Source organism: Candidatus Chryseobacterium colombiense (assembly GCA_029203185.1).
Classification (GTDB): Bacteria; Bacteroidota; Bacteroidia; order Flavobacteriales; family Weeksellaceae; genus Chryseobacterium; species Chryseobacterium colombiense.
The window spans coordinates 1542201-1562977 of sequence record CP119310.1 but is presented as its reverse complement, the minus strand read 5'-3'; the positions used below and the strand labels follow the sequence as shown (position 1 = coordinate 1562977).

At 36.2% G+C, this 20777-nt stretch carries 17 protein-coding genes; 13 read left to right on the top strand and 4 right to left on the bottom strand.

Annotated elements, in window-relative coordinates; all coding sequences use genetic code 11:
- Nucleotides 1-9: 9 nt before the first annotated feature.
- The 4 genes from P0Y62_06875 to P0Y62_06860 are packed head-to-tail and all read left to right on the top strand — an operon-like array spanning nucleotide 10 to nucleotide 2188.
- Nucleotides 10-375, top strand: a complete 366-nt coding sequence (locus tag P0Y62_06875; GenBank protein WEK71275.1) for a response regulator — start codon at nucleotides 10-12, stop codon at nucleotides 373-375.
- The gene (locus P0Y62_06870) at nucleotides 376-1206 is read left to right on the top strand and encodes a protein-glutamate O-methyltransferase CheR (GenBank protein WEK71274.1); all 831 of its coding nucleotides are present in this window, start codon (nucleotides 376-378) and stop codon (nucleotides 1204-1206) included.
- 13 nt (nucleotides 1207-1219) lie between these two features.
- Entirely contained in the window at nucleotides 1220-1789 is a 570-nt protein-coding gene (locus P0Y62_06865; protein WEK71273.1) for a chemotaxis protein CheB, read from the top strand.
- Between the two features lie 27 nt (nucleotides 1790-1816).
- Nucleotides 1817-2188 (top strand): response regulator, encoded by a 372-nt coding sequence (locus tag P0Y62_06860; GenBank protein WEK71272.1) that lies wholly within the window; start codon nucleotides 1817-1819, stop codon nucleotides 2186-2188.
- A 136-nt stretch (nucleotides 2189-2324) separates the two neighbouring features.
- Here the strand turns inward: P0Y62_06860 and P0Y62_06855 are convergent, their stop codons facing one another.
- From P0Y62_06855 to P0Y62_06840, 4 genes are all read right to left on the bottom strand, one after another.
- Entirely contained in the window at nucleotides 2325-4445 is a 2121-nt protein-coding gene (locus tag P0Y62_06855) for a cation:proton antiporter (protein ID WEK71271.1), read from the bottom strand.
- Between the two features lie 5 nt (nucleotides 4446-4450).
- Nucleotides 4451-5014, bottom strand: a complete 564-nt coding sequence (locus P0Y62_06850; GenBank protein ID WEK71270.1) for a hypothetical protein — start codon at nucleotides 5012-5014, stop codon at nucleotides 4451-4453.
- A 150-nt stretch (nucleotides 5015-5164) separates the two neighbouring features.
- Nucleotides 5165-5470, bottom strand: a complete 306-nt coding sequence (locus P0Y62_06845; protein ID WEK71269.1) for a hypothetical protein — start codon at nucleotides 5468-5470, stop codon at nucleotides 5165-5167.
- 154 nt (nucleotides 5471-5624) lie between these two features.
- Nucleotides 5625-6944, bottom strand: coding sequence for an aspartate kinase (locus P0Y62_06840; protein WEK71268.1), 1320 nt, complete (start codon nucleotides 6942-6944; stop codon nucleotides 5625-5627).
- A 651-nt stretch (nucleotides 6945-7595) separates the two neighbouring features.
- Here P0Y62_06840 and P0Y62_06835 point away from each other — a divergent pair.
- The 9 genes from P0Y62_06835 (at nucleotide 7596) to P0Y62_06795 (ending at nucleotide 20745) form a co-directional block, all read left to right on the top strand.
- Nucleotides 7596-8444, top strand: coding sequence for a hypothetical protein (locus P0Y62_06835; protein ID WEK71267.1), 849 nt, complete (start codon nucleotides 7596-7598; stop codon nucleotides 8442-8444).
- Between the two features lie 2 nt (nucleotides 8445-8446).
- Nucleotides 8447-9865 carry a hypothetical protein gene (locus P0Y62_06830; protein ID WEK71266.1) on the top strand — a complete coding sequence of 473 codons (1419 nt, stop codon included), beginning with the start codon at nucleotides 8447-8449 and terminating at the stop codon, nucleotides 9863-9865.
- A 1-nt stretch (nucleotide 9866) separates the two neighbouring features.
- A complete protein-coding gene (locus P0Y62_06825; GenBank protein WEK71265.1) occupies nucleotides 9867-15203 on the top strand; it encodes a hypothetical protein in 5337 nt (1778 codons plus the stop codon).
- A gap of 245 nt (nucleotides 15204-15448) precedes the next feature.
- On the top strand, nucleotides 15449-16198 hold the full coding sequence (locus tag P0Y62_06820) for a sulfite exporter TauE/SafE family protein (GenBank protein ID WEK71264.1): 750 nt from the start codon (nucleotides 15449-15451) through the stop codon (nucleotides 16196-16198).
- A 15-nt stretch (nucleotides 16199-16213) separates the two neighbouring features.
- Complete coding sequence (locus P0Y62_06815) at nucleotides 16214-16456, top strand: MoaD/ThiS family protein (protein WEK71263.1); 243 nt, start codon at nucleotides 16214-16216, stop codon at nucleotides 16454-16456.
- 5 nt (nucleotides 16457-16461) lie between these two features.
- Nucleotides 16462-16878, top strand: coding sequence for a molybdenum cofactor biosynthesis protein MoaE (locus P0Y62_06810; GenBank protein ID WEK71262.1), 417 nt, complete (start codon nucleotides 16462-16464; stop codon nucleotides 16876-16878).
- A gap of 45 nt (nucleotides 16879-16923) precedes the next feature.
- A complete protein-coding gene (gene fdhD, locus P0Y62_06805) occupies nucleotides 16924-17799 on the top strand; it encodes a formate dehydrogenase accessory sulfurtransferase FdhD (GenBank protein WEK71261.1) in 876 nt (291 codons plus the stop codon).
- Nucleotides 17796-18146 (top strand): hypothetical protein, encoded by a 351-nt coding sequence (locus P0Y62_06800; protein WEK71260.1) that lies wholly within the window; start codon nucleotides 17796-17798, stop codon nucleotides 18144-18146. Before fdhD ends, P0Y62_06800 begins: the two co-directional genes overlap by 4 nt.
- Before the next feature lie 196 nt (nucleotides 18147-18342).
- The gene (locus P0Y62_06795) at nucleotides 18343-20745 is read left to right on the top strand and encodes an FdhF/YdeP family oxidoreductase (protein WEK71259.1); all 2403 of its coding nucleotides are present in this window, start codon (nucleotides 18343-18345) and stop codon (nucleotides 20743-20745) included.
- The last annotated feature ends 32 nt before the right edge of the window (nucleotides 20746-20777 follow it).

Genomic DNA, 20777 nt, shown 5'->3' with positions numbered 1-20777 from the left:
AAAATTCTGATGAACAAGAAAATTTTAATAGTGGATGATGATCCACGTAATATATTTGCTTTAAAACTAACCCTTAAAGCACGTGGCTATGCCGTAGAAACCTGCACAATGGTTCAGGAAGCTTTGGATATTATGAAGTCTGAATACGATTTTTCTGTTATTTTGATGGATATGATGATGCCCGAAATAGATGGCTATGAAGGAGTGAGAATCATAAGAAATACTTCTGAGATCAAAGATATTCCCATTATTGCTGTGACTGCACAGGCAATGCCTGAAGACCGTCAGAAGTGTATTGAAGTGGGAGCAAATGACTATATCTCGAAGCCGATTGATGTAGATCTTTTACTAACTGCGATAGAAAAACTTACCTAGATGCTAGAACCGAATATCATAAAAGATCAGGAAGTAGAATACCTCATTCATGATGTCTATGAGATGTATGGCTATGATTTTTCGGGTTACAGCAGAGCTTCTCTTAAAAGAAGAATGAACAGGATATGTCTCTTGGACAGGTTTACCAGCTTCGCCGAACTCAGATATACAATCATGAATGATCCTGAGTATATAACACGTTTTGTGGAAGAAGTTACCGTAAACGTTACAGAAATGTTCAGAGATCCTCTTTTTTTTAAAGCTTTAAGAGAAAACATATTACCCCAGCTTGGAACCTATCCGCTGATCAGAATATGGATTGCCGGATGCTCAACAGGAGAGGAAGCTTATTCTATAGCCATTTTGCTGAAAGAAGCAGGGCTCTATCATAAATCTCTTATTTATGGTACAGACTTGAATCCCTCTGTCTTGGAAACGGCAAGAGCAGGTGTTTTCCCATTGCAGCAGATGAAACAGTATTCTGAGAATTATATGCTTTCGGGAGGAGTTAAAGATTTTTCTACGTATTATACCGCGAATTATGATAGTGTGAGGTTTGACAAAAGTTTACAGGAAAAACTCATTTTGTCTACCCATAATTTGGTTTCGGACAGCTCTTTCAACAGCTTTCAGTTGATTATTTGTAGAAATGTTTTGATTTATTTTGACAGGGAATTGCAGGAAAGAGTTTTCAATCTGTTTGATAACAGTTTGGAAAATTTGGGATTTCTTGCACTGGGAGCAAAAGAAACGCTTAGGTTTTCTACCATTGAAAAGAACTATCATCAGGTCGAGGAACAGAAAATCTGGAAAAAAATTGATCATCATTAAATAAATTTAGAGATTGGAATCACAGGATACCATAGAATTAATTGTTATCGGAGGATCAGCAGGAAGTTTACAGGTCATTATTAAAATGATCAAAAACCTAGATGATACTCTAGATATCCCCATTGTACTGGTTGTTCATCGTAAAGCGCAATCCGGTGATATTTTGCGTACCTTGCTGGAGCAATTTACAAGAAAACCGGTTGTTGAGGTTGAGGATAAAACCGAGATTCAGAATAATACCATATATATTGTTCCTGCAGACTACCATTTGTTGTTTGAAAGCAAGAAATATATGTCATTGGACAGCTCGGAGAAAATGAATTATTCCCGTCCTTCCATTGATGTTACTTTTAGAAGTGCAGCGGAAATTTATGGAAAAGATATGATTGGAATTCTTTTATCGGGTGCTAATGCTGATGGAACTGAAGGATTGAGCTATATAAAAAAGTATAAAGGAAAAGTATGGATCCAGGATCCTGAAACAGCGGAAGTTGATTATATGCCTAAACATGCTATGGAAGAAATTGATTATGATCTCATCATAAGACCGGATAGTTTAGCAAATGATATCAATCAGTTGTAATATATCGAATGAATTAAACTTAAAAATATGGAGAATAAAAAGATTTTAATATTTGATGATGATGTTGCTATTTTAGAGGTAGTTACCATCATCTTTGAAGAAAATGGCTACGATGTCAAGATCTCGGAGACTTCACACGATATTCTTGAAAAAGTAGGGGAGTGTAAACCCGATGTTATTTTAATGGATAACTGGATTCCGAAGATCGGAGGAGTGGAAGCTACCAAAATCCTGAAAAACAATGCAGAATTTAAGCATATTCCGGTGATCTATATGACAGCAAATAATAATATTGCTGCTTTGGCTTCGGAAGCTTTGGCGGATGATTATATTTCAAAGCCTTTTAATCTGGATGATCTTGAAGAAAAAGTGGCAAAATATATTAAAGAACAAGTGTAAAACACTGAAGTTTTAAAAGCGTGGAATAAATGATTGTGTAATCATTATTTACAGGCTTATATTATAAAGGTAAATAGTAACTTACTATTTACCTTTTATTTTTATTTAATGAGCAATTTATAAACTCATTAAAATGTTATTTGAAAATTTTAGTGATGATCTTTCCGATCTCTATAAAGTCAGTATGGTTTCCTACCGATCTTTTTTCAGTGTTAGTAGTGTCAAATTCAGAAAAAGGAAAAATAAGCAGGTAGTTTTTATCAAGTAAATACCTATTCAGCAGCTCCGGGATCAGTCTCATCTGGGGAACATAAGATCTCATTCCTCTTTTTGCCATGAAAATAATAAGAGCTTCGTTTCCTTTTAATTCCGTTGCGGTTTTTTCACCGTCTTTCCATTTATTAAGGATGATAAATTCCGCTTCAATATTGGCTTTTTTTACAATTCTCTGGAGGATCGCTATAATTTCTTCGGGAGCATAAAAAGTGAGAGTTGCCCCGGAGTTCCGTGCAATATTCCATACCCTGAGCAAAGCATGAAAAAAGCCTGCCTCACGGTGGGCATTCTCCGGAATCATAACGGCATATCTTTTTATGGTAGAAAGAGGTTGTGCGGCATGATAAACCATTACATTCACATCATCATTCTGTAGATATCCATTATAAAGATTGTAAACAAAGGACGGAGAAAAGCCTTTATCATCTTCCAGTCCAATGATCAGATCTGTAATATTTTGTTCTTTAATGACGTTGTTTATTCCGTTAATAACATCATTATCATATCTTTTTAAAGGCTGAATTTTTACATCTGCAGCAGCGGCGACATCGGTAGCGGAATGTAACAGTTTCTCGGCATTTTTTACGGATGATTCATTTTTATCTTCATTAATGACATTTAAAGCAAACAGGTTTTCAAGATTAGTATGTGCTTTAATTAAAATCCCAAGGTTAACCATTCTTTCCACTGTTGTTTCATAATTCAGTGCCAAAAGAATATTTTCCTGTTCGTGGCTGTTTCCGGATACCGTCTCTTCGTTGTCTTGTTCTGCAATTTTTTGTGCATTAGACATCGATATAAATGATGAAATAGTACATGAGATAAGAATCAATAAAATACTCCCGTTCAAGACGTGTTCATTTAATAATCTAACAGGTTCTCCTGTCTCACTTTCAGAAAGAATAATATTATATCCAACCATTACAGATGCTAATGTGGCAGCTGCGGATGCCGAACTTAATCCGAAAATGAGCCGGCCTTCTTCTTTGGTAAGTCTAAAGGTTTTCTGGGTCATAACAGCAGAAACATATTTTCCTCCTATAGAGGCAATCAGCATAATTGCCGCCACTTCTAAAGTTTCCCAGCTTTTAAAAAAAACTTTAAAATCAATCAGCATTCCCACACTGATAAGGAAGAACGGGATGAATATGGCATTCCCTACAAATTCTACGCGATTCATCAATGAAGAAGTATGCGGAATAAGCCTGTTTAAAGCCAGTCCCGCAAAGAATGCCCCTATGATGGCTTCAACGCCTGCAAATTCTGCTAATAAAGCAGCCAGATAAATCATCACCAACACAAAAATATATTGGGAAATTTTATCATCCACTTTTTTGAAAAACCATCGCCCGATAATCGGGAATATGAGCAATACAACCAATGCAAAAACAATAAAAGATACGGAAAGCTTGACCCAGAATTCTGTTTTAACATCACCCTGAGACATTCCTACAATAATGGCAAGAACCAAGAGGGCTAAAATATCGGTAATCATTGTTCCGCCTACGGTTATGTTCACTGCAGAGTTTTTAGATATTCCTAATTTACTGACTAAAGGATATGCTATTAATGTATGCGATGAAAATAAACTTGCAAAAAGTATGGAAGTCAGTACCGAAAAATTCAGAATATAAACGCCTCCTAGATATCCCAAAATAAAAGGTACGGTGAAGGTGTAGATCCCGAAAGTGAGGCTTTTCCATTTATTTTTTTTAAAATCCCCCATATCGATTTCCAGACCTGCCAGAAACATGATATAAAGAAGCCCGGTTGTTCCGGTGACAACAATACTGCTGTCTCTTGCCAAAATATTGAATCCATTGGGACCAATCACTGCTCCGGCTATAATTAAACCGAGTAAATGAGGAACTTTAATCTTATTCAGTAAAAGTGGTGCGGCCAGAATAATGATAAGAACCAAAAGAAATTTCAGTACGGGATCTTCAACGGGAAGACTTGTATGTAGGGTAAGTAAAGTCATGAACATTATTTTTTAGAACGGATCAGCTCAACAGAGAACTTTGCCAGGCAATTGTCAACAGCTATAGTCCTTGTTCCCCGGATTTTATCTGCCGAAATATCATTCAGCAAAACATTCATATCCACCTTTTTCTTTGCAGTGGAATCTGTTTTGAAATTGAGTTTGATTTCATTATTCTCAAAATTGCCGGAATATGATCTTACTAAATTATTATTGTTGATGATTTTTGTGAAGAGCTGAATAGAGTCACTGGCAAATTCCCAAATATCGGTTCGTTGATCTCCCACTACATAATCACTACAGTTCGATTCTGTACAGATCACTTTTCCGGTCCATGAACCTGCAATAGTATCAGGCCATTTAATGATTTTGATTGAATCTGAATGCCGTGTACTAAAAATACTGTCCCTCATTTTCAGCAGCGCATTGTATTCTGCTTCTTTCTGGGCAAATAGTTTTTCTTTTTCCAGTAGCTGCTGCTCTTTTAAAGCTAATTCTTTCGTTTTATCCTTGTTATTGCAGTTTACGAGCAGTAATAAAAGAAGATTTAAAAATATTAGATTTTTCATAGAAGTACGTTGCTGCCTAAATATAAGAAAACTTAAGGCCAAATCCAACTTTACATGAAAAGAAAAAATAAAAGAAAGATAAAGAAATGGTTAATTTAACTGCCAATAAAGCTTTTTAGAACAAAAAAATATAAATTGATTTGGCTAAATTCAAGAATAAACTGCGACGATGATTCCATTACCAATCGTGCCGGTATTGTCAGAAATTTCAAAATCCATTCCGGTATATAATTTATCCAGAAATGATTCTGCATTCATCAATGTAATATCCACGGTAACAGAATCTCCCGGAAAGATAAGTTCTTCCTCTTCAGGCATATGAGCCCCAATATAAGTTTGCAGCTCAAAAGGAAATTGAAATGCTGTACGGAAACCTGTCGAAACAGGACTTACCAATCCTCCTTTTTCGGTGGAGTAATAATTAATGAGTGCTTTAAAGTGTGGAAGTTTTTTCATTAAGGCAAAGCTAGAAAAGAATTTTTAAACTTTCCGACCATTTGTCATCCATTTTTATTGCATGGCTACCGTTTTTTAACCGAAGATCAATATCAAAAATCACCTTAAGAATAAAGTGATTTTTGATAAAAATAGGCTTTTAAGCTTAAATCAATTAGAATAATCTGTTGTGTAAAGATCTTAAAGCTTCAATTTTATGAATGGAAGGAACCAATAATGAAATATTATTTTCGCTTCCTCCGTAAGAGATCATTCTGATAGGGATGTGTTTTACGGCATCTGAAACGATACTGGCATATCCGTGATTGCTTTTTCTGAAATCTCCGACAATACAGATAATCGATTGTTCATGATCGATTTCAACGGATGAAAATAGTTCCAATTCTTTTACAATTTCAGAAAGAGAGGCGGTTTCATCTATGGTAAGGGAAACGGCTACTTCAGAAGTGGTGATCATATCAATAGGAGTTTTGAAACGTTCAAAAACCTCAAAAACCTTTCTCAAAAATCCATACGCCATCAACATTCGGGAAGATTGAATACGGATGGCGGTAATGCCGTCTTTAGCAGCGATGGCTACAATCTGGTTTTGATTAGTGGTTTCTCCTGAAATCAACGTACCCGGCGCTGTCGGATTCATTGTATCTAATAATCTTACAGGAACATTATACTTTCTTGCCGGGAAAACACTTTGGGGATGCAGAATTTTGGCTCCAAAATAGGACAGCTCTGCGGCTTCATCAAAATTAAGTTTGGCGATGGACTTGGTGTTCGTGACATATCTCGGATCATTATTGTGAAATCCATCAATATCTGTCCAGATCTGGATCTCTTCAACCTGTAGTGCTGCACCTACTAATGAAGCGGTATAATCAGAACCTCCACGGCGAAGATTATCGATTTCTCCCTGAGCATTTTTGCAGATATATCCTTGGGTAATAAACAGTTTTTCCTCAGGATATTTTGAAATTTCCAGACTTAGGTGCTCTTGAATATATTCGATATCGGGTTCGTTGTTTTCATCAATCAGCATAAAATCCAGCGCTGGTAAAAGTACAGAAGGTACCTCAATTTCTTTTAAATGCAAATGGAATAGAGTCGTGGAAATAATCTCACCCTGAGCCAGAATGATTCGTTCTGCTGTTGAGGTGAAATTTTTATTTTTAAACTGGTAAAACAAATCGAATACCTTAGCAATGAATTCGGTGGCTTCTGAAATACCTTCCTCGGTTTTAAATAGTTGATGAATAAATTTTTTATATTGCTCATACAGCTTGTCAATGTGTGCGTACGCAGCCTGAACGTCTTTTTTTGCATACAATGCAGATAAAGTTACCAGATCATTGGTAGTTCCTGATACAGCGGATAAAACAACCAGATGTTTGTCTGCTGCCTGAGAACTGATAATAGGTAATAACTGCTCAATTCTTTCCGGACTTCCAACCGAAGTGCCTCCAAATTTTAAAACTTTCATAGTATAGGTAAAAATGTTAATTATTAAAACAAAAAAAGAGCTTGTCGTGATGACAAGCTCCTGTATCTGGGTTCTAACCAAAGGAAAATGACTCACGACATTCGGCGTAAGTACTGTTTCTTTCCCTTTTTTAAGTTAGATACTATCATTTTCTTTTTTTGCTGGGCAAATATAAAAAATAAAATTTATGTTTTTAAAATTTTTAATCAATTACTTCTGCTTTTTTCATGACTTCTGTAATACCTGCCATGCTGACCGAAGAAAATAACGTTCATGGAACTTATTTAAGACTAATCCTGCGGTAATGATATTTCCTATTTTTTCCGGTTAATGAGCTGATAAGATAATCAGCCTGAATTTTACTAAAGGAAGCTTCATGACTTACTGCAACTACAGAATGGAGGGCCCGAAAAACTTTCATATGAAAGAAAAAAAAATGAATTTTGAACATTGAAATTACAATCAGTACCATTCAATTTCAAAAAATAAAAGGTGCTGCAACTACAGAATAGAGAGGGCAAAAAACTTTCATAAAAGCTGGAGAAATATAAAATTTGAATTCTAAAGAAATGAAAAGTCACTGAATTCAAAATTATGTATTAAACCTCTCAATCATCAATTTTTTTATCAAAACTAATTTTCAATAATCAAATGAGTACACCACTAGATATAATTTTCAGTTGGTTTGAAGCTGGAGATTTTCCAACAGAGACACAGTTTAAAGAAACTTTTTCATCTTTTTATCATAAGGATAGCTTAATCCCTATGGAGAATATTGAAGGGTTTGGAGAAATATTTCAACTATTTGCAAGTGCAGAAGCCTTTAAAGGTCATTTAACAGATCCAAAGGCTCATTCGGAATTTCTGGCTCTCCTTAATGCCAGTAATTTAACCCCGGCTGATGTGAATAGCTGGAAAACTAAGCTCGGCATCAGCAACACTGCTACGATTGATGGCTCTGATCAGCTGGGTAATGTGTACACCAAAATACAGGTAGATGGCTTTGTTGGTAAGTTGAAAGATGCGGATAAAGATTTAACATCTGAGGTAGAAAAGATAAAAAAATTACTCCTGTCCAATGATCCTTCTTTAGATGAACTTCAGGAAATAGTAGATTACATCAAAGCAAACAAGGAGCAGATAGACTTGCTTAAAGAGGCTGTCATCAACAGTTCAGATGATAAGCTCAACGTAGTGGGACGTTATTTAAACTGGGGAGCAATCTCTTATCAAAACCAGTTCAATGATTTGGTATATGATAAAATTAAAACGATTGAAGATACCGTCAGTTCAGGAAAAATTAAATACGAAGAAAGAATTAGAGGAGACTCCAGAATACATCATAACCTTGATACATTGAGTTTTGTGATTGATGCCTACGACACAGTTACAATGTTTACAATACCTCTTAAGGTGAGGAGAATAGACACCAATACCATTGAAGTGCTGTTTGATTCTGTACCACCCAATATAATTCAGTTAACAATTAAAAAAATATAATTATGGACATTAAATACGCTTATTACCGGAGTTCTGTAGGATACAAAATAGAAGGGAAAACAGACAATGATATTTTAACCGCAGGAGGAAGTACAAGATCAATCAATTCTTTTTGGCATGATGGAAACTTAAATCCGCTGGATTATGTACCCAAAACACGAACATTAACAATCAACGGGATATCTTATGATTTGTCAGCAAACAGATCATTTACTACGCCGGACACAGTTACCCGTCTGAAAGGCGGTGCATCAGGATCTTTGGTATCTGGAGATGTTACCCTTGCTGCAGGTTCTAATATGACGATTAGCCAAACCGGGAATACCATTACATTAGCTTCTACTGATACAACGTACAGTGCGGGTAATGGTTTGACCTTAACAGGAACTTCATTTTCTTTACCGGTTACTACTTCAGGGACAGGGAATGTAGTTACGGGAATTAGCCAGACTACCAACGGAATAACGGTGAATCTTGGTTCTATGCCTACTTCATCTGATTTGGCTAATTATATTCCATTGTCTCAGAAAGGTGCGGCAAACGGGGTTGCTACATTGGATGGAGCAGGGCAGGTTCCGGCATCTCAATTACCATCTTATGTGGATGATGTTTTGGAGGGATATTATAAAACTGCTGATGGAAAGTTCTATAAAGAAGCAGCATATACCAACCTTATCGATGGAGAAACTGGTAAAATTTATGTATCTCTTGATACTAACAAAACGTACCGATGGACTGGGACAACGTTCGTTTATATCACCTCTGGTGCTGTAGATTCTGTAAATGGATTGACGGGTGTTGTGGTTTTAAACAAATCTCATGTTGGCTTAAACAATGTTGATAATACAGCAGATGCAGCGAAAAACGTTCTTTCTGCCACAAAATGGACTGCAGCTCAAACCATTACGCTTTCCGGAGTTACCGCAACGGCACAAACAATTGATGGTTCCGGAAGCGTGACCATCCCTATTACTGCAGTTCCTGCAACACTATTAACCGGAACCGCGGCAATCAATACAACCGGATCAGCCGCAAAACTGACAACACCAAGAACAATTTCTGCTACAGGTGACGCTTCATGGACGACAACCTTTGACGGTTCGGCAAATGTAACCTCTGCATTGACATTGGCTGCAACAGGAGTAACCGCCGGAACTTACGATCAGGTTACTGTTGATTCTAAGGGTAGAGTTACTGCTGGAAGTAATACTTTAAAATCGTACACGACTGCTATTTCCGGAACTGCAAGTATAGCACACAATTTAGGAACTAGAAATGTGGATGTGATAATGTATGATACTGTAACATTTTATAAAATTGAAGGCAGAATAAAATTAACCGACCCTAATAAAATAGATATCGAATTTGATTCTGCTTTACCTAATACTGTATCAGTAACAGTAACCCGTAAAGATATTTAACATGGACATAAAATACGCATATTATAATACCTCTAAAGGCTATAGGGTATTGGGCGGTACAGCCGTCCACTTTTTAAAGGCTGATGGTTCTTTAGATGGCACAGAGTATATTGATAAAACTTCATTTCAGGATATAACAGGTATTAAATCATTTAATACCTATTTAGGTGGAGATGTAGTGAATAACAGATTATGGGTAAGATCTAGCGATGGTTCAAACCCAGCAATGTCATTTACTAAAGATGGTGTAGATAATGCACAGTTAGCATTTAGTGGATATGAATTTCAATTTGTAAATACTAATAGTACAGGATATTTTCCAGTTAAAGCTAATGGATATACAAAAAATGGATCATCTGATTCATATGTACTAACAGGAGGAGGAGGTCATAAAGCTATTTCTGATTTTGCAACACAGAATCAATTAAATAATTATATACCATTAACAGGTACAGGGGATTTCACAGGAGCTATTAAAAATCCAAATTCATCTATACAGTTTGGAAACGATGGTTATTATAAAGCTTTTTTAAATCTGTATGACACTGATAATCCTAATTTTCCAAACCAGGAATTAACATTAGGGATAAATACAGAAGAAGGATTTTATTTTTATAGAAATAATGCTAGTCTAGGAACATATACTAATTTTAATATAAGTAATTCAACAATAAATTTTGGTGTAGAAGAAGGGGGAGTTTTTACAGAATTAGAATTATCTAATGGAGGACTTTTTGGAAATTATAAAGTTCCAACTCAAGATGGTAGTTATATTCAGAAAAAATATGTAGATGATAACATTAGTTCTGCTACAAGTAGTTTACCTTATGTTCCCCTTAGTGGAACTTTACCAGGTAAACCATTAACTGATTATATACATATTGAGCCAGTTAATACAGCAGCAGGATTTTTTTCAGATAATGGTACAATTCAAAGAGATGTAACTTTAACTGATGATAATGGTGTTATATTAAATGCTTATAATGTTAGTAATAGTACATTTTCATCAGTACAAACATATTATGCAGGAACGAGAATTTCAGCATCAAACAGTATTCTTCCTACAAAGTATATTAATGTGTCATATGACCAAATAGATACTAAAGGTAAAATTATAGGAGAAGATTATGAAAATCCTACTGATGATTTACAGTATATTCAGAAAAAATACATAACAGATAATTATTTAACTTCAACAGGTGTATCTGCATTATTAGCAAACTATTATACTAAATCAGAGACATATAATAAAGCAGAAGTAGATGCTAAACTTTCTGCGGTATATAGACCTAAAGGTTCTGTAGCTAATTTTGCTTCATTACCCACTCCTGGAAATACAGAAGGTGATGTATGGAATGTATTAGATACAGGAGCTAATTATGTATGGGTTACCAATGTAAATAATACAGGAATTCCTGGATGGGATAAACTATCAGAAACAGTTGATCTTACGAATTATGTTACCATAAATACTGGTCAAACTATTGAAGCCCATAAAACATTTAACGGTGCTACAGATAATAGCTATACGGGAGCAGCTATTATGGTTAATGGTAATGGAAATACAGATACAATATTTCCAACAATAGCATTTCACCAGCCTACATTGTATGCAGCAACAATGAGCTATAGGAGTGATGGCAGATTCCATTTCATGAATATAGATGCTGGAACATATGTTCCAATTGCGGCAAATGGTTTTCAAAAATCAGGTTCATCTGATTCATATGTATTACTTGGTGGAACTGGTCATAAGTTATTATCTGATTTTGCCCTAGCTACTGATTTATCAGGATACGTAACTTTAACTACAGAACAAAATATTTTTGCTCAGAAAACATTTGCTACATATTATGACACTTATACTTCAGATGGACTATTTAGTAGCGATGCTAAACCATTAAGAACAACTACTCCATCAGGTAATAGAATTCTATTAGGTTATAAAGATTATGGAGGTGGTCAGTATTATCCAAGGATAGGATTTAAGAATACTGGACTTACCAATTGGAGTATGGGTCCACTAGGTAATGATTTTGTAATTGGGGTTAATAATGATGGAGCAGAAACATTTAAAATAAGACCAAGTGGGGCAACATCTAAAAATCAGAATAATACTCAAGTATTTAATAGAGTATATCAAGGTTATTTTGATGTAGGAACTAATCAAGGTATATTGGCTATTAAGATGCCACAAGCTTCGATTGACCAAGCTATGTTTAGTATGGATATTAATATCTATGGATATAGTAATCAATATATAGGAAAAGCTAAAATAGCTTTTTATAAATATCTGAGTGGAGCTATAATACCTAATGGAGGAACTGCACTTCTTGAAGTAACAGATAATTTCCCTACTACAACTATTAGAGTGGGTATAGGCTCTGATGGATATGTGAGTATATTATTTGGAGATCCTAATACAGTCTGGGAAGGATATATGTCGTTTGAAGTAGCTAGAGTTCAAGTTCAATATGGTAACTGGTATCAAGATTGGAGTTCAGGATGGGCTCATGGTTTAGAATCAAGTCTTACTCAATATGGATCTAATTATATAACACTCCCTACAGAAGTTGTGGCTACAAGAAGTTGGACTAATACTGAGTTAAGCGGATATTTAACAAATAGAGGAGTTTGGAATCAAGGATCAGTTGCTCACCCAACTTATCCATTAGCTATTACTGACCATGCAGGAGACCCATCAACAACTGGATTTCAATCTTACTATGGAACTTCTTTTCATTTTAAAGGACCAGATACATGGTATAATAGACTAGATTTTCCTACTAATGCGGAGAAACTGTTTCTATACCAAGGTATTAATACTACTGATATGTCTCTTAGAGGATATATTGATTTAATATCAGCAGGTGCTACAAACTGGACTTCAAATAATTTCAATCCTGCAAGTTATGTAACTCAAAACTCATTAAATTCTCAACTTTCTGCTTATGCAACATTAAATGGTGTTCAGACTTTTACTAATACAAATGTTTTTAATCAAAGTCCTATTATTCCTCAAGGAACTTTAGACAGTCATGCTGTAAATTTAGCACAGTTAATAAATGGTAATGTAGCTACAGCTGGTAGTTTAAGGAATATAAATATATCATTGGCTCAACTAAATTCAATGGATTTACAACCTGGGATTTATAATGCTGAAGGTTATTCTATTGGTCAAGGTCTTACTGCAACATACCATTATATCATACAGTTAGGATCATATACTAGTGGGGGATATAGAGCACAAATAGCGATTCCATATTCTAATGGGATAAATGATTCAATTTATATCAGGACTTCCGTAGGAAATACTTGGGGAAATTTTGAAAGGATAGCTAAAAACACTGATATTACAACCGCTTTATCTAATTATGCTTTATCTAATGGCTCTAATGCAAGTGATACATGGGCTAATGCTGCAAAAGTATTAGCTACTAATCCTTATGTTTCAGGCAGAACTATGAATAGTGCGGGTACTGTTCATCTTAATGAAGCTACTTATGGAGATGTACATGGTTTCTTAAACAGTAGTGGAACTGCTCAAGGAAATCCTACAGACAGTTGGTTCCATAGAATTAAGATGCTACATGATAATTCTAGTGGTTACTTTACTGAAATAGCTGTACAGATGACAGGTGGTTACTCTATGTGGTATAAGAAATATGAGAATGGAGATGCTAATGCTGAATGGGTAGAGTTATGGGATAAGAAGAATTTTAACCCTGATTCAAAAGATAGTGCATGGCTTCATTCAGGCAGGGACTTCACTCAAGGTACCCGAATACTTACTAATATAGATTATTCTCAAACTCAGGGTGCAGCATTTCTTTTAGAAATTAAAGGAAATATGTATGGTGGAGGTATGGTAATGGATTGTAAAGTACAAGGTTACATTTATAATAATACTATTATTAATGTTAATGGTTACTCTACGCATCCACTTTTAACAGAAATTATTGCTTTAAACCTAAATGGTGAACTTTGTTTTTGGTTCCCAAGGCTATCTTATTGGCAGGGATTCTCTGTAAAAGTAACTGATGTTACATCAGCAGGTGTGACAACTACAAAAAATAGAGCATACCAAATAGCTGATGCATCCGATCCGGGAGGTATTAAAAGAGTAAGTATTCCTATAGCTACAGTAGCTACCCAGAATTGGGTTAATGGACAGTCATTTGTTACTACAAATACAGTACAGGCTATAACTGCTTTAAAAGAATTTTATGCTACTCTTGCCATAGCTAATGGTCAATCTATTTATCTTAAAGGTTCATCAGATACAGCTCACTATATTAGACATTTTTCAGATGATACGGATGGTTTTGGAGTAAGTTCAGGGTTTGCCGTTAAGAACTATTCTACGCTTGAAAATTTATTTCAAGTTACATCAGCAGGCTTTGGTGAGTTTAAACAGAATGTTCGAGCAGGTGGGTTCTTAAAAACAGGCTCGTCAAATAATTTTGTACTGTTAGGATATGGAGATCATAAGCCTTTAAGTGATTTTTGGACTTCGGCTAACTTCAATCCTGCAACTAAAGTTAATGCTTGGGAAAATGCTTATGCAGTAGGTTTTTCTTCAGGCTTATCTACAGCAGCCCCTTATATATATCATGCTACTGACGGTTATGTATTCTTAGCTACTCAATCTTGGGTATCATCTAATTTCGCTAATCAAATTCAGTTAAACAAAGAATTTACAGTAAACACATGGTCAGGTCTAATCATTGCAGATGATTATTTCGGAGGTGAGTCGGGAATTATAGATGAACAGTTGGAAAGACTTGTCACAGCGAAAAAAGATGGCTACTATTTTTATGGTTCCAATTATGGAAAGTTTGATGGCTTAAATTTTCATTGTAAGAGACAGCTCTTTGGAATGGGGAGAGAAGCTAATAAGACAGATAAATTAACAGTAGAAGGATCTGTAAAAGCCAGCCAAAATTTTAAATCAGAGGATGAAGAAGCTGATACGATGTTCATTCCGGATGGGCGGTTAGCGACTCTCAGAGATGAAATTGTTAATGAAAAATATGCCATTAGATTAAATCCGCACGAATATGGAATCGATGCTTATAGTACCCTTGAGGTAGATGATAGAAACAGACTTATCCATATTGTTGGGGAACAGGTTGAAATGCGTGTTAATTTTAATAAGATTTACCCTAAACAACAGATAGTCATTTATAATTTTGATCAGAAAGGTAATGGTTTGGAAGTTCTAATAAATGGTAAAACCATATATTATATAGAACAACATTGTTTCCTTAGATTATATGTTACAGATTCGCTACGAGTGATTGCAGAAAGACAACAGCCGTGTGATTTTGTCTGGTAAATAATAGGTAACAATTAATAGCTTCTGACAAATAATTTAATTTTATCACAAAGCCCACAATTGGAGGACAAAAACCTCTGATTGTGGGTTTTATGTTGTTAGATATTTGTAAAAAAATTATCAATTAATATTAGGAAAATAAAAGCAACAGCATTGAAATAGATCCTTTTAAATTATGATATAAAATCCCTGCATAGCGCTATAAAAATCAGTATTATTGTAAGAAAATTAATACTGCAAAATTTATGGGGCACTGGGAAATTTTTTTATTTTTTTTAATCATCGCTTTTATTTACTCTTCGGTGGGATTTGGCGGTGGTTCCAGTTATCTTGCAGTTCTGGCAATGTACAGCCTTCCTTATCAGGAAATACGTTTAACGGCACTTATTTGTAATATTATTGTAGTAATAGGAGGGGTATTTATTTACATCAAAAATAATCAGGTCGAGTGGAAAAAAATACTGCCGCTTACGCTTATAAGCGTTCCTATGGCTTATCTCGGAGCTGTCTTAAAAATCAGCCAGGAATTTTTCTTTCTGACTTTGGGAATTACTTTAATCATTGCAGCCCTATTATTATGGATAAAAACAGGCACGAAAAATAACGGAGAGATCTCAGGAAATACCGGGAATTCTTTACTCAGAAACGGATTTTTAGGCTGTGGAATCGGGTTTTTATCAGGATTGGTAGGCATTGGCGGCGGAATTTTTCTTTCACCATTGTTAAATCTGATGAAATGGGATACTCCAAGAAAAATTGCGGCAACATCAAGCATTTTTATTTTGGTAAACTCAGTCTCGGGTATTTTCGGGCAATTGTCCAAATTATCTTCAGACATTGATTATTTCATGATCCTGAGTTTGTGCTTTGCCGTATTCATCGGCGGACAGATCGGTTCCAGAATGTCTCTGAAATGGAATCCTTTGCTCATCAAAAGAATGACAGCTGTTCTGGTTCTGGTAGCCGGAATAAACGTTTTAATAAAATATTGGTAATAAGCTACATTTAAAATGATACTTAAAATATTAGCATTCGGAATAACGAAAGATATTTTCGGAATTTCAGAAAAAGAAATAGAAATCAATGAAGGAGCAAGCATAAAAGCGCTCAAGGAGTTTTTGGAAAAAGACTTTCCGGAACTGAAAAGATTAAAGTCCTATTTTATTGCCGTTGATGATGAATATGCAGAAGACGATCAGATCGTAACAGTCTCTAACGAAATAGCAATAATCCCTCCGGTAAGCGGCGGATAACAGATATGGTTGATATTAAAATAACAGAAAATAAACTCGATCTTACGGATTGCTTCACCCTTGCTTCCGATCCTGCTTGTGGAGGAATGGCATCATTTGTAGGAACAGTACGGAATCATACCAAAGGTAAACCTGTTACCCGTTTGGAATATGAATGCTACGAATCTATGGCGGTGAAGGAAATACAGAAAATAGCGGATAAAGCCATTTCTTTATTTTCGGTAAAAAATATTGTTGTTCATCACCGTACCGGAATTTTATTTCCCAGTGATGCTGCCGTGATCATCGTGGTAAGTGACGGACATAGAAATGCGGTTTTCGATGCATGCAGCTTTATGATTGAAAATATTAAAAAAACGGTTCCCATCTGGAAAAAAGAAATTTTTGAGGATGGGGAAGAGTGGGTTTCGGCACACCCATAGTTTGAGGACTAAAATTTTGTACCTTTATGTACCAATTATTGAATTATGAAAGCTCATCTGTTATCAAATAAATCGGTAAAGCAGATAGAAATCGTCAAAGTGAAGGACAACGTCAGTTTTCATTATACGGATGATGTTTCTGTTGAAGAACCTTTGGAAATAAGGGCTGCTTATCACGTAGCAGATAAAAAAGAAACTAAAAATATCTCTGTAACCATGCGGACTCCCGGAAATGATACAGAACTTGCCGCAGGTTTTTTATTTACGGAAGGAATTATTGCCGGCCGTGAACAGCTTAAAGACATCTATTCTCCAGAGGCGGAATGTTCCAGGAACAGTGAAAATATTGTTATTGTAGAACTTACAGAAGGCTTCGTTCCTGAACTTATGAAAGCCGACCGGAATTTTTATACCACTTCCAGCTGTGGTGTATGCGGAAAAGGTTCCATTGAATCTATAAGAACTGTGAGCACTTTTCATAATCATAGAAAAAATAACAAAGAAGTTTCCCTGGAAACTCTGTATCAGCTATCCGAAAAACTGCAGTCTTTCCAGAATAATTTCAGTGCTACAGGTGGTATTCACGCTTCCGGCATCTTTGATCTGGAAGGCAATCTTCTGGCACTGCGTGAAGATGTAGGAAGGCATAACGCACTGGATAAACTTATAGGATATGCTTTATCAGCAGATTTGCTTCCTCTCGACGATAAAATTTTGGTTCTTAGTGGAAGAGCCAGCTTTGAGCTTATTCAGAAAGCTGCAATGGCAGGAATTACGATTGTCGCGGCAATAGGAGCTCCATCCAGTCTGGCAATAGACCTTGCAAAAGAATTTGATATTACTTTATTAGGCTTTCTAAGAGACAACCGGTTTAATATTTACCATTCCGGCAGCCATTTTAACATTGAAAATATATTATGAAAATAAGAATTAAAGACAACTCCATAAGATTCCGTCTTACTCAGTCCGAAGTGGCAAAATTGGGGGAAGATGGCGTCATTTCAAGCTTTACGGAATTTGTAGACCGTCCGTTTATTTATGCAATTGAAAAAACAGAAGACGAAGAACTTTCAGCCGCTTTCATCGAGAACAGAATGGTTCTGAAAATGCCTGCAGCAATGATTGCAGAATGGATTTCCACGGACAGGGTGGGTTTTGACGGACAATCAGGATTGGTAAAGATTTTAGTGGAAAAAGATTTTGTCTGTATCGATAATACGCTGGAAGATCAAAGCGACAATTATCCCAACCCGAATATAAAATGCTAAATTTTTCATTAAACTTGATTAACACTTTAGCTATTTAAGTTTAATGATTAAATACAAAAAAGAGTACATAAGTAAAAAAAATCTTAGATTTTTTCCTTTTGCAGACTTTTGAAATACTTTAAATGAAGTCTTTTGTCTCTTTTTGCGGTTAAATTAAAATTAGTTTAAACGGACTTATTTTTAAAATGTAGAAATCATGCAAAACAAAGATGTATTCAATAAAAAAGAAGAAGACAGCAGATTACCTTCTGCCGAACCGCCTTATAAATTGCTGGATCTTAAGCTGAAACCGCCAAAAGTTTGGGCTGCAGGTGTTCCGGCCGTGATTCATTCACTGGATCAGTTGGTGCTTAATGCTTCTGTTCTTCGTGGCGGAAGAGCTCTTTTCAGTATGAACCAGTTTGACGGTTTCGATTGTCCGAGCTGTGCATGGCCCGATCCGGATGATGAACGCTCCAAATTGGGCGAATACTGCGAAAACGGTGCAAAAGCTTTAGCAGAAGAAGCCACTTCGAAAAAGATCGGAGCAGAGTTTTTCAGGGAAAATTCGGTTTATGATTTAGCAAAACTGACAGATTTTGAAATCAGCCAGTTGGGAAGAATTGCAGAACCCATGTACTTACCGAAAGGAGGAACACATTATCAGCCAATAAGCTGGGATGATGCCTTTACAAAAATTTCCGAAAAATTAAATGCCCTCGATTCGCCAAACGAAGCCATATTTTACACATCAGGAAGAACAAGCAATGAAGCGACCTGGGTTTACCAGTTATTTGCCCGTGAATTCGGGACCAATAATTTTCCGGACTGTTCCAATATGTGCCACGAAACTTCCGGTTATGCCCTTTCCAGAAGCATAGGTATTGGGAAAGGAACCGTAAAGCTTGAAGATTTTTACGATACGGATCTTATCATTATCATCGGTCAGAATCCGGGAACCAATTCGCCGAGAATGCTTTCTGCATTAACAAAAGGAAAGAAAAACGGAGCCAAAATTATGGCGATCAATCCGCTTCCGGAAGCCGGATTAAAAGGTTTCAGGAATCCTCAGGAAGTTCGTGCTTTGCTTAATAAACCTTATGAATTATCGGATCTGTATCTTCCTGTAAAAATTAACGGAGATATGGCGCTTCTAAAAGCACTTCAGATTCTTGTGCTGGAAGAAGAAGCTAAAAATCCGGGAAAAGTTCTTGATCAGGAATTTATAGCTAATAAAACGGCAGGTTTCAATGAATTGGTGGAAGAATTAAAACGGTATGACCTCAATTTTCTATCGGAAGAATGTGGTATTTCGGTTGAAAACTTAAGAGAAGCTGCACAGATGATCGCTTCAAAAAAACGCATGATCATTTGTTGGGGAATGGGAATCACGCAACAGCACAACGGTGTAGAAATGATTTACAATATCGTGAATCTCCTGTTGATGAAAGGAAGCATAGGAATCCAGGGCGGAGGAGCCTGTCCTGTTCGCGGTCATAGCAATGTGCAGGGAAACAGGACTTTACTGATTAATCATCATCCGACAACTGAGCAATTGGACAGACTGGAAGAATATTATGGCTTTAAAGTTCCGAGAGAAGGCGGTTACGACGTTGTAGATGCATTAAAAGCGATGCACAGCGAAAAGGTGAAATTCATGTTCTGCATGGGAGGAAACTTCCTTTCTGCAGCACCGGATACGACCTTTACGGCGGAAGCAATGCGAAAATTAGAAATGTCCGTCATTGTTTCGATAAAATTGAACAGAGGTCATCTTATTCATGGAAAAGAAGCTTTGATCTTACCGGTCATTTCCAGGAGTGAGAAAGATATGATAAATGGCGAACTTCAACACGTAAGTACGGAAAATTCAATGGGCGTGGTAGAATGGTCAAGAGGAGTTCTCGATCCTATTTCAGAACATCTGATCAACGAAACACACGTTGCCTGCAGAATGGCAAAAGCGGTTCTGGGAGAACGTTCCGTAGTGGATTGGGACAAATTTATCAACAGTTATGATGCTGTCCGCAACGATATCGAACAATGCATTCCCGGATTTGAAAATTATAACAAAAGGGTAGTTCAGAAAGGAGGTTTCTATCTTCCGAACGGACCAAGAGACGGGAATTTCAATAGTGAATTTAATCCCGGAAAAGCCGCTTTCAATATAACTGCCGTACCGGATAATTCGCTTGCAGAAGACGAATATCTGATGGGAACCACCAGAACACACGATCAGTTCAATACGGTTGTTTATGGATTAAATGACCGTTACCGCGGGATTTTCAATGAAAGAAGGGTAGTGATGATGAATGAAAAAGATATTGAAAAGGCAGGCCTTAAAGAAGGCGATCACGTAGATCTTTTCAATTATGATGACGGAATCGAAAGGATCGCACCGCTTTTCATTGTCGTAAAATACCCTATTCCTCAGAAAAGTACCATGACCTATTTCCCGGAAACCAACGTTCTGGTATCCATCAATAACGTGGTAAACGGAGCCAATATGCCGGCTTCGAAATATGTCCGCATCAAAATCCGCAAACATGATCCTGATATTTTTAAAAAGATTGATGATCATGTCATTGCAGCAGCCGGAACAAGCCTAGAACAACCATAAAATATATATTACGTAAACAAATTATCATTCAA

Excerpts from the sequence above, each read along its gene's own strand:
- P0Y62_06875 (WEK71275.1), top strand. The coding sequence starts at position 10 with ATGAACAAGAAAATTTTAATAGTGGATGATGATCCACGTAATATATTT.
- P0Y62_06870 (WEK71274.1), top strand. The coding sequence starts at position 376 with ATGCTAGAACCGAATATCATAAAAGATCAGGAAGTAGAATACCTCATT.
- P0Y62_06860 (WEK71272.1), top strand. The coding sequence starts at position 1,817 with ATGGAGAATAAAAAGATTTTAATATTTGATGATGATGTTGCTATTTTA.
- P0Y62_06855 (WEK71271.1), bottom strand. The coding sequence starts at position 4,445 with ATGACTTTACTTACCCTACATACAAGTCTTCCCGTTGAAGATCCCGTA.
- P0Y62_06850 (WEK71270.1), bottom strand. The coding sequence starts at position 5,014 with ATGAAAAATCTAATATTTTTAAATCTTCTTTTATTACTGCTCGTAAAC.
- P0Y62_06845 (WEK71269.1), bottom strand. The coding sequence starts at position 5,470 with ATGAAAAAACTTCCACACTTTAAAGCACTCATTAATTATTACTCCACC.
- P0Y62_06840 (WEK71268.1), bottom strand. The coding sequence starts at position 6,944 with ATGAAAGTTTTAAAATTTGGAGGCACTTCGGTTGGAAGTCCGGAAAGA.
- P0Y62_06835 (WEK71267.1), top strand. The coding sequence starts at position 7,596 with ATGAGTACACCACTAGATATAATTTTCAGTTGGTTTGAAGCTGGAGAT.
- P0Y62_06830 (WEK71266.1), top strand. The coding sequence starts at position 8,447 with ATGGACATTAAATACGCTTATTACCGGAGTTCTGTAGGATACAAAATA.
- P0Y62_06825 (WEK71265.1), top strand. The coding sequence starts at position 9,867 with ATGGACATAAAATACGCATATTATAATACCTCTAAAGGCTATAGGGTA.
- P0Y62_06820 (WEK71264.1), top strand. The coding sequence starts at position 15,449 with ATGGGGCACTGGGAAATTTTTTTATTTTTTTTAATCATCGCTTTTATT.
- P0Y62_06815 (WEK71263.1), top strand. The coding sequence starts at position 16,214 with ATGATACTTAAAATATTAGCATTCGGAATAACGAAAGATATTTTCGGA.
- P0Y62_06810 (WEK71262.1), top strand. The coding sequence starts at position 16,462 with ATGGTTGATATTAAAATAACAGAAAATAAACTCGATCTTACGGATTGC.
- fdhD (WEK71261.1), top strand. The coding sequence starts at position 16,924 with ATGAAAGCTCATCTGTTATCAAATAAATCGGTAAAGCAGATAGAAATC.
- P0Y62_06800 (WEK71260.1), top strand. The coding sequence starts at position 17,796 with ATGAAAATAAGAATTAAAGACAACTCCATAAGATTCCGTCTTACTCAG.
- P0Y62_06795 (WEK71259.1), top strand. The coding sequence starts at position 18,343 with ATGCAAAACAAAGATGTATTCAATAAAAAAGAAGAAGACAGCAGATTA.